At 65.9% G+C, this 15,732-nt stretch carries 12 protein-coding genes; 8 read left to right on the top strand and 4 right to left on the bottom strand.

The window, feature by feature from the left end:
- Positions 1 to 16: 16 nt before the first annotated feature.
- From EP7_RS22725 to hisD, 3 genes are all read right to left on the bottom strand, one after another.
- A complete protein-coding gene (locus tag EP7_RS22725; RefSeq protein ID WP_463524427.1) occupies positions 17 to 514 on the bottom strand; it encodes a GNAT family N-acetyltransferase in 498 nt (165 codons plus the stop codon).
- Entirely contained in the window at positions 511 to 1,365 is an 855-nt protein-coding gene (locus EP7_RS22720) for a hypothetical protein (protein WP_463524426.1), read from the bottom strand. Before EP7_RS22720 ends, EP7_RS22725 begins: the two co-directional genes overlap by 4 nt.
- 71 nt (positions 1,366 to 1,436) lie before the next feature.
- Positions 1,437 to 2,819 (bottom strand): histidinol dehydrogenase, encoded by a 1,383-nt coding sequence (gene hisD / locus EP7_RS22715; protein WP_463524425.1) that lies wholly within the window; start codon positions 2,817 to 2,819, stop codon positions 1,437 to 1,439.
- 299 nt (positions 2,820 to 3,118) lie between these two features.
- Between hisD and EP7_RS22710 the strand changes: the two genes are divergently transcribed.
- From EP7_RS22710 to EP7_RS22675, 8 genes are all read left to right on the top strand, one after another.
- Positions 3,119 to 4,069, top strand: coding sequence for a DUF1559 family PulG-like putative transporter (locus EP7_RS22710; RefSeq protein ID WP_463524424.1), 951 nt, complete (start codon positions 3,119 to 3,121; stop codon positions 4,067 to 4,069).
- Positions 4,070 to 4,136: 67 nt separating this feature from the next.
- Entirely contained in the window at positions 4,137 to 4,601 is a 465-nt protein-coding gene (locus EP7_RS22705) for a hypothetical protein (RefSeq protein ID WP_463524423.1), read from the top strand.
- 99 nt (positions 4,602 to 4,700) lie between these two features.
- Entirely contained in the window at positions 4,701 to 5,750 is a 1,050-nt protein-coding gene (gene ltaE / locus EP7_RS22700; RefSeq protein ID WP_463524422.1) for a low-specificity L-threonine aldolase, read from the top strand.
- Positions 5,751 to 5,859: 109 nt separating this feature from the next.
- Positions 5,860 to 6,243 carry a hypothetical protein gene (locus tag EP7_RS22695; protein ID WP_463524421.1) on the top strand — a complete coding sequence of 128 codons (384 nt, stop codon included), beginning with the start codon at positions 5,860 to 5,862 and terminating at the stop codon, positions 6,241 to 6,243.
- A gap of 66 nt (positions 6,244 to 6,309) precedes the next feature.
- Positions 6,310 to 7,053, top strand: coding sequence for a methyltransferase domain-containing protein (locus EP7_RS22690; protein WP_463524420.1), 744 nt, complete (start codon positions 6,310 to 6,312; stop codon positions 7,051 to 7,053).
- A 98-nt stretch (positions 7,054 to 7,151) separates the two neighbouring features.
- Positions 7,152 to 8,606, top strand: coding sequence for a hypothetical protein (locus EP7_RS22685; RefSeq protein ID WP_463524419.1), 1,455 nt, complete (start codon positions 7,152 to 7,154; stop codon positions 8,604 to 8,606).
- A gap of 34 nt (positions 8,607 to 8,640) precedes the next feature.
- A complete protein-coding gene (locus tag EP7_RS22680; protein ID WP_463524418.1) occupies positions 8,641 to 9,210 on the top strand; it encodes a DNA-3-methyladenine glycosylase I in 570 nt (189 codons plus the stop codon).
- Between the two features lie 992 nt (positions 9,211 to 10,202).
- The gene (locus EP7_RS22675; protein ID WP_463524417.1) at positions 10,203 to 13,808 is read left to right on the top strand and encodes a protein kinase domain-containing protein; all 3,606 of its coding nucleotides are present in this window, start codon (positions 10,203 to 10,205) and stop codon (positions 13,806 to 13,808) included.
- 129 nt (positions 13,809 to 13,937) lie between these two features.
- Here EP7_RS22675 and EP7_RS22670 read toward each other — a convergent pair whose 3' ends face one another.
- The gene (locus EP7_RS22670; protein WP_463524416.1) at positions 13,938 to 15,638 is read right to left on the bottom strand and encodes a formylglycine-generating enzyme family protein; all 1,701 of its coding nucleotides are present in this window, start codon (positions 15,636 to 15,638) and stop codon (positions 13,938 to 13,940) included.
- Positions 15,639 to 15,732: the final 94 nt, after the last annotated feature.

The following is a 15,732-nucleotide window of genomic DNA, read 5'->3' as shown; positions in this document are numbered from 1 at the left end:
AAAGGTCGGTTGAACGTCAGATCGAGGCCTGACCGGCAAGTGTTTCAAGGGCGGAGTCTTCGACTCGGAAGACGGTCCACTCGTCCATCGGCGTGGCGCCCATCGCCTGGTAGAAGCCGATCGCAGGCGCGTTCCAGTCGAGTACCGCCCACTCCAGCCTTCCGCAGCCGCGTTCCAGGGCGAGGGTGGCCAGGCGAGCCAGCAGGGCCTTGCCCAGGCCCAGGCCACGGTGGGCGGGCCTGACGTAGAGGTCTTCCAGATAGATCCCGGGCAGGCCGCGCCAGGTCGAGAACGTGTGGAAGAAGAGCACGAAGCCGGCGACCTCTCCCTCGGCCTCGGCGATCCAGGCCTCGGCAAAAGGTCGCTCGCCGAAAAGGTGCAAGTTGAGCAGTTCGGGGGTGGCCCTGACCTCGTGCTCCAGCGCCTCGTATTTGGCCAACTCGCGGATCATGGTTATAAGCGTCTCGATGTCTTCGGGGCGAGCGGGGCGGATCACGGCGGCGGGCACGGTCATCGATACGCTTCCTGGAACTCGGTTCGTGGCCTGGGGGAGGGGCCTTTACCGTAGCCCACGAAAATGGAGTTGGGCAAGGCCGAGACGAACGAGTCGACGCCCGCCTTGGTGACCCTCGTTCCCTCGACGTCGAGACTCTCCAGCGACCTGAGTCCGCGAAGGTGGGCGAGCCCCGCGTCGGTGATCTCGGTGTTCTTCAACGCCAGTCGGCGAATCGAGACGCAGCGGCCGAGGTGGGGGAGCCCGGCGTCGCCAATCTTGGTGCCCGAGAGGTCGAGAGACTCCAGCTGCTTCAACCCAGGAAAGGCCACGAGGCCGGAATCGGTCATCGCCCGCTGATTGACGAGCGAGATCTCGATCAGGGATTTCCTCCGGCAGATGTCGGCAAGGCCGAGGTCGGTGAGCTTCGGGCCCCAGATCTCATTTGCATTGATCGCCCGATCGATCCTGATCGAGCGCAACACGTTCAAGCTGTTCAGAAACCTCAAGTCAGAGTCTCGGAGGGTATGGACAGAGTTGAGGTTCAACGAGGTGACACGGTGCAGCGAGGTGAGCTGACTAAACGGCGGTCCCTCGGGATCGCCGAGAAATGGATCGATCGGAGAGACCCGGACCTCGGTCTCGCCACCGAGCGTCCAATTCGTCGAGTCGATCGTCCAGATGGGCTGCGTGCCGGAGACAGTCAGGACGAGCGAGGCACGTTGGTGGGGGAGGACGGTGTTGAAGATAAACCAGGGGAGCCCGACGGTCATGACCAGTGCCCCCAGGAGACCCACCCAGAGCCCGACCCTGAGGAGACCCCTCGACGTGATCCAATTCCTGCGCAGTTGCTCGGGTCTTCCTGAAACCATCGACCGGATCCTTGACCAGCTCGGCTTGCCTGACAATTGTCATAACACGCCAATTGGTTCGTTCGCAAGGTTCAATCGGCCGTGGTCCCTTGGGTGTCATCAAGGCGGATGTCGACGCTGGAACGGTGGGCCGAGAGGCCTTCCTTGTCGGCGAGCATGCGGATGTCGGGGGCGAGCGAGGCGAGGCCCTCGCGGTCGACGCGGATGAGGCTCGTTCGCTTGAGGAAGTCGTTCGCCGTCAGGCCCGATGCCCAGCGGGCGGTCCCTCCTGTGGGAAGGACGTGCGACGGGCCGGCGGCATAGTCGCCCACGGCGACCGGTGTGTCGTGGCCCAGGAAGATGGCCCCCGCGTCGTAGAGGACCTCGGCGAGGCGGTCGGGGTCGGAGGTTGAGATGTGAAGGTGTTCGGGCGCGATCTTGTTGGTCAGGGCGACGGCCTCGGCCTCGTCGCGCACCAGGATCAGTGCGCCAAATCGCTCCAGGCTGTCGCGGGCCAGATCGCCCCGGCTCAGGCGAGAGAGCTGGTCGACGAGGGCGTCTGAGACCCGGTCGATGAGGTCCGGCTCCCAGGTGATGAGGACGCTGGCGCCGGGGGAATGCTCGGCCTGGCTGATGAGATCGGCGGCGATGTAGCGGGGCTCGGCGGTCCAGTCTGCGATCAAGACGACCTCGCTGGGGCCGGCGATGCTATCGATGTCGACCTCGCCGTAGACCTGCCGCTTGGCTAGCGCCACGAACAGGTTCCCGGGCCCGACGATCTTGTCGACCCCCTCGATCCCGTCAACTCCGTAGGCCAGGGCCGCAACCGCCTGGGCACCGCCGACTCGGTAGACTTCCTTTACGTTCAGGGCGTGGCAGGCGGCGAGAAGATCAACGTTGTAGCCGCCGAAGGGGGTCGGAGGGACGACGACGGCAATCTCGGGAACCCCGGCCGCCTGCGCGGGGACGACCGTCATCAGGAGCGACGATGGATAGGCGGCTGCCCCACCCGGGATGCATACGCCCACGCGCCGGAGCGGGCGATATCGCAGCTTCAGCTCGCAGCCGGGCCCCTGGCGCATCGTGGCGTCGCGATGGAGGATGCCCGACTGAAACCCGAGAATATTGTTGCGAACGCGGCGGATCGTCTTCAGATACTCGGGATCGGCCTTGGAGTGGGCGTCCGCCAATTCGTCGAGACTGACGCGGACGGACGCCGGATCGAGGAGGACGCCGTCGATGCGCGAGGTATAATCCAGCACCGCCTCCATGCCTCGCGCCTGGACGTCGGCACAGATCCGTTCAACGACCTGCTGGGGCGTGAGCGGCTCGCCGAAGGCGGCGATGGTGCGAGCCCGCCCCTGCGGGCTGACGACGTCGCCGCGAGGACTGAGCCGACGCCGCAGCTCGCGGATGGCCTCGCCTGCGTCCTCGGTGCTGGTGTCGATGCGGGCGATCGGCAGCGTGGTGGCCATCAAACGTGCAACTCCGGGTCCCCGACCCTTGCTTCGATCCGAAGGAGAAGAAGGGCATTCTACCCGGCGAGGCAAGCCCGGACGAGCATGCACAGGATGATGGCCCACGTCGTGACTCGGCGGCGCCTGCCCTGACGTGGAAAGCTCCCTGTCCGTTCCAGGCAACATTTGAGAAATTCTCATTGACCGTCTCGATCGACTCAATCGATGATCGGGACGGTTCCCCCCCGAACCGAGGGCCGACCCGGGCCCAATTCAAGATCCTGCGTCCAGGCACCTCGGAACGACGAGGCTCCCGAATGATCCGTGAAATGGGATGGTCGGCCAAGCGTGGGGCGTGCGTTCGGCACGGGGCGCGAAACGGTTTCACGCTGATCGAGCTGCTAATTGTCATCTCGGTGATATCGCTGGCGATCGCGCTGCTGCTGCCGGCGGTGCAGTCGGCCCGCGAGGCGGCCAGGCGCATCCAGTGCATCGATCATCTGAAGCAGCTCGGTCTCGCGCTCCATCAATACCACGATATCCACGGCCAGTTCCCGCTCGGGTCTGTCAGCCGCGACCCGGTCACGACGCTGGGCGGAAACCACCGGATCCCATTCTGCGTCTCGCTGTTACCTTACATCGAGCAGGGCGCGTCGTTCTCGAACTACAATATCAACCTCTCGTTCCAACGTTCTGAGAACTCCACCTCGCGGCTGACCAGGATCGAGACGTTTCAATGTCCGTCGGACGACCCCGTGGTGTATGTCAATTCGCAATCGGTGGCCATCGATCACAAGGGGAATTATGGCGTAAATTGGGGTCCGAATACGTATTTTAATCAGGAGCCCGGTGGGGCGCCGTTCTACATCAATTACGGAGCGGGTTTCGCTGACTTCATCGATGGAGCGAGCAACACGCTGGCAATGATGGAGATGCGTCAATCCCCCTCGCAGACTGGTGGCTTGCTCGACCGCCGCGGCCGGATCTGGAACGACAACTCGTCGTGCTATCAGCTCACGGCGAAGCTGACGCCGAACAATCAGGCTCCCGACAGGGGTATCTGCGGCAACGACCCCAGCGACAATCTTCCCTGCCTCTATTCCACCGACCCCGCCAATCATTTCCTGACGGCTCGGAGCCAGCATCCGGGTGGCCTGAACGCCCTTCTTTGCGACGGCTCGGCGCGCTTCTTCAAGGACTCGGTCGCCCTGGCGACCTGGAAAGCGATGAGTACCACGCAGGGCGGCGAGGGCCTCTCGATCGATTGATGCCGGACGTCGTTCTTCACCTCTGTCCTTCGACGTGCTCGCGTCACGAAGCCAGGAAGATTGTCCCATGACCTCGCCCGCTCTCCGCGTTTGCGTCGGTATTTTCGCTCTTCATTGCCTGTCTGGCTGCGACGTGCCGGCCGACGTTCTCGCGAGGGTGGCCGTCTCGGGGCGACTGACCCTCGATGGCGCTCCCGTCGAAAATGGCACGATCACGTTCCTCCCCAGCGGGGCCGAGTCAGCCGTCGGTGGACTGATCAAGGCGGGTGAGTACTCGATCGCCCAGGCCGAAGGGCCCGTCGCCGGTTCGTACCGGGTCGAGATCCGCTCCTCGAAGAAGACGGGCCGACGCGTCGCCGACGTGGATGGTGAGCCCGGAGCGACCGTCGAGGAATTCGTGAATGACATCCCCACGCGATACAACAACCGGAGCAAGCTGACGGCCGTGATCAAGCCCGGCGAGTCCAATCAGTTTGACTTTACCTTGGAGTCGAAGCCCGATTCGGCCGAGGTCCGGAAGCGTGGGCGTTGATCCGGGGCGGTGCGTCGCGCCGCCGGCTGTGATACGAATGGGGACGCCGGAGCGGTCGGGGGTGATCCCCGGGCCGGCCCATCGAACGAGACGTCCCCGATGAGTCAGTCGAGCCCGATCGACCTTAGGTCCGATACCCTGACGATGCCGACCGCCGCCATGCGCCGGGCCATGGCCGAGGCCCCGGTGGGCGATGATGTCTACGGCGAAGATCCGACCGTGCGCGAGCTCGAGCGGCGCACGGCCGAGCTGCTGGGCAAGGAGGCCGCCCTCTTCGTGCCGTCGGGCACCATGTCCAACCAGATCGCCATCGGCGCCCACTGCCGCCCCGGCGACGAGCTGATCTGCGACTCCACCGCCCACGTCTACGTCTGGGAAGGGGGGGGCATCGCTCGGCTGCATGGGGTCAGCCCCAGGACGATCGTCGGCGACCGAGGCAGGCTAACCGTCGACCTCCTGCGCGGCCTGATTCAGCCGGATGACATCCACTATGCCCAGACCAGGCTCGTCAGCCTCGAGAACACTCACAACCGCAGCGGAGGCCGGGTGCAGCCTCTTGAGCAGATCGAAGCCATCTCAAAATGGGCCCATGAACACGGCCTGAAGATGCACCTCGACGGCGCAAGACTTTGGAATGCCGTCGTGGCCTCGGGCATCCCCGCCTCGGCGTGGGCGGCGCCCTTCGACACGGTCTCGGTCTGCTTCTCGAAGGGGCTCGGCGCTCCGGTCGGCTCAGCCCTGGTGGGGCCCGCTGAAATCATCCACAAGGCGGCGCTCCGTCTGCGCAAGGTCTTCGGCGGCGGGATGCGCCAGGCCGGGATCATCGCCGCCGGGGCGCTACACGCGCTCGACCACCACGTCGATCGGCTGGCCGAAGACCACGCCAACGCCCGCGTCATTGCCGCCGCGGTCGAAGCTGTCGACGGGCTTTCGCTGGAGTGCGGGCCGGTCGAGACCAACCTCATCTGGATCGCCGTCGCCCCCAGGCTCGGCACCGCGGCCAACTTTGCCGCTCGGCTGCGTGAGCATGGCGTTCTGGTCAGTCCGCTCGGCCCTCAGGTGGTCCGAGCCTGCACGCACCTGAACGTCTCGGCCGATCAGACGACACGCGCCGCCGTCGCGTTCAAAGAGGCGGCCAGGACGACCTGAAATCGGGTTCGGCCCGATCGGTTGAACTCATTTGGCATCGTGAGCGTCCAAGAGGCATGATCGGTATGAGTTGACTCCGCGTCGAGCGATGTCCTAGGGAGACCGATCAATGGCGCGAGATTGGAAGAATTGGAGCCCCTTTCAGTCGCCCGAGGTCCGGGCGATCTGCGAGAACATGACTCCCGACGAGCGAAACACGTCGATGCGGATGGGCGGATTCTACGGGGTCTGGGTGGCGGCGACGTTGCAGGTCCCCCTGATGGTCGGCGTGATGTCGTTCGTTCGTGGATGGTGGATGCCCTGGCTGCCGCTGCTCGCCGGGGGCCTGGTCGTCGTCCATCTGGCCTGCATCGCCCCCTTTCGGCGGCGGATGCGGGTCTTCCTCTGCTCGACGGCCTGGGCGAAGTCGCGCGGATTCGATCCCGAGACCCTCAGGGCGTTCTCGCTGCGACAGGGCAAGCTCCTCCTCCCGCTTCGAGATGGCCTAGAGTGATCTCAACGGGTTCGACGTCGAGGGGCGACCTCCGCCGCCCTCGTCGCCCCGCAGGAACCGAACCCCATGACCGTGCCCGACGACTGGTATCGCAGCTTCTTCGGCGGCCTGATCGTCGACTTCTGGCGTGCCGTGACGACCCCCGAGATGACCGCCGAGGAGGCCGACGGCCTGGTCCGCCTGGCCGGGCTCGAGCCCGGGATGCGGGTGCTGGACGTCCCCTGCGGCGACGGCCGGATCGCGATTGAGCTGGCCTCGCGCGGCATGGTCGTGACGGGCATCGACATCTCGCCCGAGTTCATCGCCATCGCCCGCGAGTCTGCCAGAGACCTCGCCGACTCGTTCCGCGTCGGCGAAATGCGCGACCTGCCGCCGTCAGCCGGGTTCGACGCCGCTTACTGCGTGGGCAACAGCTTCGGCTACCTGACCGACGACGGGAACGCCGCGTTCCTGTCTGCCCTGGCCGGGACCTTGAGACCTGGAGGCACGCTCGTCCTCGCCACTCAGATGCTGGCCGAGACCCTCTTCCCCGTCTACGAGGGGGGGATGGCCATGGACTTCGACGGCATCCGGGTCGACAGCACCCACATGTACTTGCCGCTGACGACCCGCGTCGAGACCCGCTACGAGCTGACCAGGGGAGACGCGCACCAGGTCGAGTGCAACACACACCGGGTTTACACCTGCAGGGAGGTCGACGCCCTGCTCGCCGCCGCGGGCTTCGTCGATCGCCGGATCTTCGGAGATTGGGAGGGCGAGCCGTTCGACATCGGCTGCCCTCATGGCATCTTCGTCTGCAAGCGGGCCTGATGTCCGCATCCTGGACGGGATGTTTCCCCCGACCTCCCTCTCGATCGGGACTTTCCGCTTGCGTCCGAACCGGATGAACTGCCGAGGAATGGACGCCGATGCTCGCGATGCTGACCACGCTGACACTGCTGACGATGGCCCCTCCCGCAGGCGAGACGAGGCGTGCCGACGGCCCGTTCGCGATGAGGGGCGCGTATCTCACCTTCATGCGGATGCCGACCTACGACCTGGCCGACTGGAAGCGGATCGTCGACGGTATCCGCGACGACGGGGGCAATACTCTGATTCTCTGGGTCGCCGGTGGCTTCCGATCCGAGGTCGCCCCGATCACCTGGGCCTACAACGCGGAGCACGAGAACGTCCGCAGCGATTTCGTGCGAGCGCTGATCGACCACGCCCATGCCCGAGGCATCAAGGTGCTGCTCGGCTTCACCCCGTTCGGGTACGACGGAGTCAACCGATACGCGCTGGAACGCCCAGAACTCAAGGCGATCGGCAAGGACGGCAAGGCGGTTGCCCCATTCGGCATCGGCTGCTGGGGCTATAACCTCTGCCCGTCGCGCCCCGAGTCGCAGCGGTTCATGCTGGACTACGCCCGTGAGATCGTCGCCCGCTACCCGAACGCCGACGGCCTGATGATCGAGTCGTCCGACTACGCCATCTGCCACTGCATCGACTGCGGCGAACGCTACTTCGAGAAGGAGTTCGCCTTCGTCAGGGCGATCTCCGAGGAGGTCTGGGCGAAGAAGCCAGGTGACACGGTCGTGGTCTATCCCCACTACTTCAGCGGGGCTGACGTCCCTGGCTTGGGGATGAAGGCGGCCAAGCTCCCCTTCGACCCGCGCTGGACCCTGATGTTTACGCCTCACAGCGCGCCGCCAGAACCCGCCCTCATCAAGCAGTCCGTCGGGAGCATCTGGTGGGACGACTCGCCGGCCCGACACGGCCCTCGCGAGATCCGCGAGAACGCGAGGCGTGCTCGGCAGGCGGGGATGAACGGCTACATTCCATCGATGGAGGCATTCACGTTCGTCGCGACCGAGGCCGAAGAGGGGCAGCCCTGGCTCAAGGGGCGACGCCAGGTCCCCTTGGGCTTCGGATGGCTCGAGCCGGGCGAACCGCCCTACGACGAATTACCCATGCGAGTCAACCGAATTGCCTACCGCGAGTTCAGTCGGGATCCTGACTTGCAGCTCGAGCGTTTCGAGGAAATCCTGGGCCGGGAGGTGTTAGGGGCTTCGACGACCTCGCAGGCCAGCGCCGATCTGCTGGAGATCCAGGCAGTCTTCTTCAACGAGCGGACCTGGTGTCAGCCGTCGCCGCTGACTTCACCCGATCGACTTCGGGCGATGAAGGCCCAGGGCACCCTGACTCCGTCGTCGAAGGCCGTATACCGCAAGGCGCTCGATCGACTCGACGTGATCGGGCGGCGAACCGGGGCGGCGGAGTCGGGCGGTGGGCGAGAGCTCCATCGGATCGTCCGCTGGGTCCTCGATCGATGGACCCCGGAAAACCGGCGGCTGCTAGACGAAGCCCGCGAATCGAATCCTTGACTCATCCAACGCCAGTCAAGTCGAGGAACCTTCGATGCCCGATCGCTGCACCTGGGCGGAGTCCGATCCGTTGCTCCGGGCCTACCACGACGAGGAGTGGGGCGTGCCGGAACGCGACAGCCGTGCTCTCTGGGAGAAGCTGATGCTGGACGGGTTCCAGGCCGGGCTCTCATGGCTCACGATCCTCCGCAAGCGAGACGCCTTTCGCACGGCCTTCCGGGGCTTCGCCCCGGAAATCGTGGCGCGATTTGGTGAGTCGGACGTCGCCCGGATGCTCGAGGACGCGGGCATCGTCCGCTCAAGGGCCAAGATCGAGGCGACCATCGGCAACGCGCGCGTCTACTTGGCGATGGCCGAGGCCGGCGAGGACTTCTCGGCCTTCGTCTGGGGCATGGCGGGGGGCTCGCCGATCAAGAACGACGGATCCGCAATCCCGACGAAAACCGCGCTCTCTGCGGAGATCTCATCGGCACTGAAAGCACGCGGATTCAAGTTCGTCGGGCCCGTCATCGTCTACGCCTGGATGCAGGCGACGGGGATCGTCAACGACCACGCCCCCGGATGCATTGGCAACCACCCAGATCGTCGCCAAAATCGGCTCTAAGGATGCGGGTCGGTAGACCTGGACACGCCCCAGCTAGTCGTGGCGGTCCAGCGTGACATTTTCCCATTCGATGGGGCCAATGCGATCCGTCAGGGCGATGTCAATCGCTTGATGCGACGGCTCTCGCCAACATACGAGCCTTGAGATCCCCTTCGCCTGCCGGCCGATCACGCAGGTGAGGACCAGCGTCGGGCAGCGATACGAGTTCGATTGCCCTCGAAGCTCTCGTGGGTTGAACCGCTCTCGGCGGCCGCACGTAGAACATGTTGCAGGCCATGGCGTGCCGTTGCTCGACCTTCCTTAACCTTCGCCGGATGCGGGATCGCACCGCGATCTTGGGCGTATCGTCGATCAACCTCCATCCTTCAATCGGACTCGAAAGCTCACCTCGGAGACTTCGTAGGGGGGATTAAAAGACGCTGGATTGAGGAGACTTACTTATCCTGAGGGGTCTTTTGCATCGATCTGGGCGGCATCTTCGTCCGATAGCTGGCCCATCTTCAGCACCTCAGTCCCAACTCATGTTACAAGAACGTGATCGTTCGGATTGATGATCGGATGGGATAATCGATCCGACGGAACTGACTGCCAGCGACTCGCTCATTGCAACCATCCACGATGAACGTGGTCCCCTTCGCCTGAGCCGGTGCAGGCGAGATCGATCTTGGGATTCTACCGAAAGCCTGCCGGCCGCCGAGCCAAGAGGATGCATGATGGGAGGTGCGAACTCCTTTGACCGTAAGTCCCTCGAGGACGGTCCGAGACCCTTACCGGACGATGAGGTCGGCTCGTCGCGTTTCGTTGGCCCTGGTCCGCCCGTGTTCGGACCAGCCGACACAATGGGAGAGAACGAGGGCCGCAAACTCCCAACCTTGCCGTCCTCCTCGCTAGATGAAGCCGCGCTCGATACGTCGGGCCCTGCCGCCCTACTCCATCGGATCAATGTGCCCACCATCGCAACGTTATCTCCCTTCGGGGAATACGACCGATGCGTGGCCAAGCTTGATCTGACAGTTCTATCGTCGAGCAGTTCGTCGGCCAGCTCCATCGTCGAAAAGCCGGAAGTCGAGACTCCTCCGGCTCCCCGGGAGCGGCCCATCCCCGCGATCCGCGGCTACCAGATCCTGGGAGAACTGGGCCGCGGCGGCATGGGGGTCGTCTACCTTGCGAGAGAGGTCGGTCTGAATCGCCCCTGCGCCTTGAAGATGATCCTTGCCGGCGCCCATGCGGACGACGAGGCCAAATCCCGCTTCCTGGCCGAGGCGGAGGCTGTCGCCCGTTTGCAACACCCGAACATCGTCCAGATCCACCACGTTGGCGAGGCCGACGGCCTGCCGTTCTTCGAGCTGGAGTACGTCGAGGGGGGCAGCCTCGACAAACGGCTCGACGGCAACCCCTGGCCGCCTCGGCGGGCGGCCGAGCTGGTCGAGTCACTGGCGCGCGGCGTTGCCCAGGCGCATCGCCTGGGCATCGTCCACCGCGACCTGAAACCTGCCAACATCTTGATTGCCGCCGACGGCACCCCCAAGATCACCGACTTCGGCCTGGCCAGGGCCATGAACACCGAGAGCGACCTGACGGCCACCCAATCGGTCATGGGCTCGCCCAGCTACATGGCCCCCGAGCAGGCCGAGGGCAAGACCAAGGGGCTCGGGCCACTCGCCGACGTCTACGCCCTGGGGGCGATCCTCTACAAGCTGCTGGCCGGCCGCCCGCCGTTTCGGGGTGCGGCGGTCCAGGAGACGTTGGAGCAGGTCAAGACGGTCGAGCCCGTGCCGCCGTCGCGGCTTGTCCACGGCCTGCCGCGCGACATCGAGACGATTGCGCTGAAATGCCTGGAGAAGGAGCCAGGGAAGCGCTACGACTCGGCCGAAGCGTTGGCCGCCGACCTCCGACGGTTCCTCGACAACGAGCCGATCGTGGCGCGACCGGTCCCGCCCTGGGAGCGGGCCATCAAGTGGGCGCGGCGCCGGCCATCGATCGTGTCACTGGCCGTGTCCGTCTTCCTGCTCCTCGGGTTATTGCTGGGGCTCTGGATCTGGTCCTACGCCGAGATCCACCGGTCGCTCGCGACGGCCGAAAGACTGGCCAGGACCGAAGCCGTGGCCAATGCGATCGCCCAGGATCAGACGAAGATCGCCAACCAGCGAGCGGAGGACCTGGCCTGGGAAGATTACATCAACCGGGTCAACCGGGCCTATGGCGAGGTGCAAGCCGATAACATCGCACTGGCCGAGGACCTGCTCCACGGCTGTCCGATCGAGCGCCGCGGCTGGGAGTGGCACTACGTCAATCGGCTCTGCCACCCCGAGCGCCTGTCTGTTGAGGCGCTCGGCGGCATCGTCGTCTCAATCGCCTACAGCCCCGATGGACGCCTCATTGCCATTGGCTCGCGCGGGCCTTCCTCCATTGGCAAGGGCAGTTCAATCGTCGAGCTGTGGAATCGGGAGACTGGCCAGCGGCAGCAGCTCATTCACTGCGTCGAGAACCTCATTTGGAGCGTGAGATTCAGTCCCGACGGAACCAAGCTGGCCATTGGCGGGTCGAACCCCCAAATCGAGATCCGAGATGTCAAGACCGGGGAAATCCTCTGGGCCGAACATGAGCCCAAGTTACCTCATGCCATGAGCGTCGCCTTCAACCCCGATGGCAAATCGCTGGCCGTGGGTTTTGGCCGATTCAGCCAGGACAATGTCCACAAGGTCACGCTTTACGAGGTTGCAAACGGCCGGAAGACGTTCACGTTCCCCGGCCCGAAGGGAGGGGTCAACGACCTGGCGTTCCACCGCGACGGTAGACATCTTGCCGTCGCCGGCTCGAAGCTCGTCGAGGTCTGGGACGTCGTGGCCCGCATGAGAGTCCATGAAATCCCGGGCGATTCAAGGTATGTGTATACCGTCGCCTTCAGCCCCGACGGGAAGTGGCTGGCCATCGGCGGCTGGGACCGGGTGATCAAGCTCCGGGACGCGGCCACCGGCGAGGAGCAACTGACACTCTACGGGCATCAGGGGTTCATCCGCGACCTGGCCTTCAGCCCCGACAGCCGATCGCTTGTCTCGACGGGCGAGGACAGGAGTGTCCGGCTCTGGGAGATTCCCACCGGCCGCCCGATCGGTGTGTTCCACGGCCATGCCGACTTCGTGCAAGCCGTCGCCTTCGCTCCCGACGGCCGCGAGCTGGCCTCGGGCGGCCTGGACGGGACGATGAAGGTCTGGGACCGGCGGACGAGTCTCCCGGTCGTTTTCGACCGGCATACGGGCTGGGTGGTGAGCCTGGGCTTCCGCCGTGACGGCAGGCGGGTCGTCTCCGAAGCGGGCCCTTACCGGCTCGAGGGGGATACGACCATGGGCTGGGACCCGGTTACGGGCGACCCCGACCCCGCGATGACCGGTGTCGTCCCCGCGTCACACGGGGACGCATACCTCCCGCCATCCTTATTCCCATTTGAGGGCATGCCTCAGCCCGTGACCAGCCCTGACGGCACGCGGCTCGCCCGTGTGTGGGTTGGGGGTGATGGGTTCCTGACGTTCGATCGCAGCAAGAAGTACGCGAAAATCACGGTCGTGGTCCTCGACGTGGCGACCGGCCGGGTCCTCCACACTCTTGTCGGCCATACCGCGGACATCGTCGCTATCGCCTTCAGCCCCGACGGCCGTCGGATCGCCACCGCCAGCTATGATCGAACGATCAAGCTCTGGGACACGGCGACCGGCCGCGAGGTCTTCACCCTCCGCGGCCATACCGCCGGCTTGCTCGTGGTGGCCTTCAGCCCCGACGGCCGCCGGATCGTTTCCGGCGGCATCGACTTCACCGCCCGCGTCTGGGACGCGACCCCGCTCACCGACGACGTCCTCCGGGCGCACGACTCTCGGAATCAGCAGCGGGTCCAGGCGTTCGAGGAACTTGCCAGGGTGACCGAGGCGGCCCAACGGGCCGAGAGCCTGGCTCGGAGCGGGCGGTGGGACCTGGCGGCCGCGGCCTTCAGCAAGTTCGTCGAGCAGGAGCCCGACAGCCCGACCCTTCGGTATTCATACATCCGGTCCCTCGCGGGGGCTCGGGACAGCGCCGGGCTCCGGCGCGCCTGCGAAGACCTGCTCAGCAGGTTTGGCAAAGTGAACGATTTCGTCCATGCCAACAGCTTAGCCTGGTATTGCGTGCTGGCTCCGGGCTCGGTCGAGGACTACGAGGCCCCGGTGCGTCTGGCAGAGTACGCTCTGGCCGCGAAACCGGTGCGAGGTCGAGAGCTAAGCGGGTATCTCATGACCCTCGGGGCGGCTCTCTACCGCGTTGGCCGATTCGAGGACGCCGCCCGCCGTTTCGACGAAAGCAATCGAGCCCGTGAGGATGGAGGCGATCCGAAGGGGTTCGCCTTCCAGGCGATGGTCAACCACCGCCTGCGCCGGCGCGATGAGGCCAAACACTGGCTGGAAAAGCTGGCGGCCTATCAGCCCAAGGCGGGCTCCGATTTCTCCTGGGACGACGTGGAGATTCGCATCCTGCGCCGCGAGGCCGAAGAGTTGATCCTCGGAAGCTCTTCCGCCGCCGCTTCCGCTCCACCAAAGAATACGGCGAGCCATCACCGAGCCGAGACGAAGTAAGAGATTCGCGCCGAGGTGGCTCGGGGTCTCGAACCGTCGGACGTTCCGGACGCGCTCTCGACGGACTTCGGAACCGCCAGGGCGGTCCCCTCGCTTCCGACGTGAAGCCTCCTCCGCGAGCGTCTGGTCCTAGGGTTTCCTCGGCCGGACAACGACCCGGTTGCTGACCACCGAGGCTTCGTCCGGCTTCACCGCCGGCGCCCCCAGGCTGAGCCAGGCGGACACGTCGAAGGCACCGCCCGACGGGATCGAGGCGAGGGCCTGGCGATCGAGGAGCAGCGTCACTCCTCGGGTGCCGGGGCGGGTTTCCACCAGCCTGTGCGACGAGGCCACGCCTCCCACGTCGAGATTCACGTACCAGTCGGAGCCCTCGGCCGGAAGCGGATCGACCCAGCGGGCTGGCACGGCAACCTGGAAGTAGGGGCGCCCTCCGCCCGTGCGCCTCGTCATGGGGCCGACGATCGGAGTCAGTGCCGCGAGGTGCCGGGGGCCAACGGCGGGGGCTTCGATCCGGTCGTCCAGGGCGGCCACGAACCAGAGCCGGCCCATCAGAGCATCGGCGGCCCGTCGCATCGAGGCATCGGCCACCGTGCCATTCAGGGTGAGCATGGCCCGGTCCGGATCGAAGCGGGCGGTGACCCGCTCAAGCCCCGGGCGCCCCGAGAGGAGCGTTTTCGCCAGGCCTTCGACGCGGGCCGCGGTCGCGTCCAGTGCCGGCCGGACTCCGACGTAGGCGTCGTCCCCCACCTCGTCCTTCCGATCAAAGACGGGCTCGTCGGGCTTGGCGACTGGCTCGGTGCGGAAGTGCCCCCCCATCCGCGCGAATTTCCCCTCGGGGTAGGCGGCCCACTCCTCGACATTCCCGAACGTGTGGAAGAGGCCCCAGGGATTCGGTGCGAACGAGTGTCGGGCCCTGGTCCCCGCGACCGGGGCGGTGGAGTCGATGGCCAGCGCGGGCTCGGGCCCGAGCAGATTCGCGCCGGAGGAATACGCGGGCTCGTCGCCCCACCAGAAAGCCGTCTTACGGCCCGCACGAGCGGCTCGAATCCATTCGTCCCGAGTAGGAAGTCGATAAGACATCCCCGATGCATCGGCCTTACCGAGGGCGTCTAGATATGCACCGGCCCGCTCGACGGTCAGTCCGACCGCAGGCTGGTCGGTGTCTTCCAGGTTGAACTCGTCGGATCGGCCCGCCCGCGGATCGTAGCCCGGCAGGCGGGAGGCGACCTGACGATTGCTGGCCTCACTAGCGGCGATGAAGAACCCAGGCATATCGCCCAGGCCCGGCACGCGGACGAACGACAGTCCGTCGGGGCCGGGCCGGGGCAGGGGGTGGGCTTTGCCATCGACGGCGAGCGGCTCACCCCAGCCGAATGGGCGGGTGTTGAGCACGGTGCCGGGCTCTGGCCGGCCGTGCGGGAACTGGGCGATCGTCGCCACCAGCGGGCCGCCGACCACCGCCCCGGTCGACTTGTCGAGGACCTCCAGGCGCAGCGAGAAGTCGACAGGACGGACGTTGCGGATCTCGGCGGCGGGAAGTTCCAGGTGAAGCCGCCGCGAGGGAGGGGCATCCTCGTGCGCGAGGTCGGAGACGGTCGTCCGGCCGTCGCCCCGGGTGAGGCGGACGGAGTATCGGCCCACTTCGCGCGGGGCGTCGGGACGCCAGTCGGACCGAGCGATGAGTCGGAATGTCCCGCGACCGGCCGGGCCGGTCCCCAGCCTGGCAGTGGCTTCCCAGCCACGGAGCGAGACCGACTCGGCGAGCGATTCCCCCGACTTGGCCAGCAGCATCAGGCCAGAAAACCAGACGATCCAGAACCGACGCGGCATGCCAAGGCCTCCAGGGGTCCGAGCCCGGCGGGTTGCCCGCGAGGGCACCGCCGTCATACGATCGAACGTACCGCGAGAGTCGGCCGCTGCCCAG

The organism is Isosphaeraceae bacterium EP7, assembly GCA_038400315.1.
Classification (GTDB): domain Bacteria; phylum Planctomycetota; class Planctomycetia; order Isosphaerales; family Isosphaeraceae; genus EP7.
The sequence above is the reverse complement of the archived record's forward strand: the minus strand, read 5'-3'. Positions and strand labels throughout refer to the sequence as shown.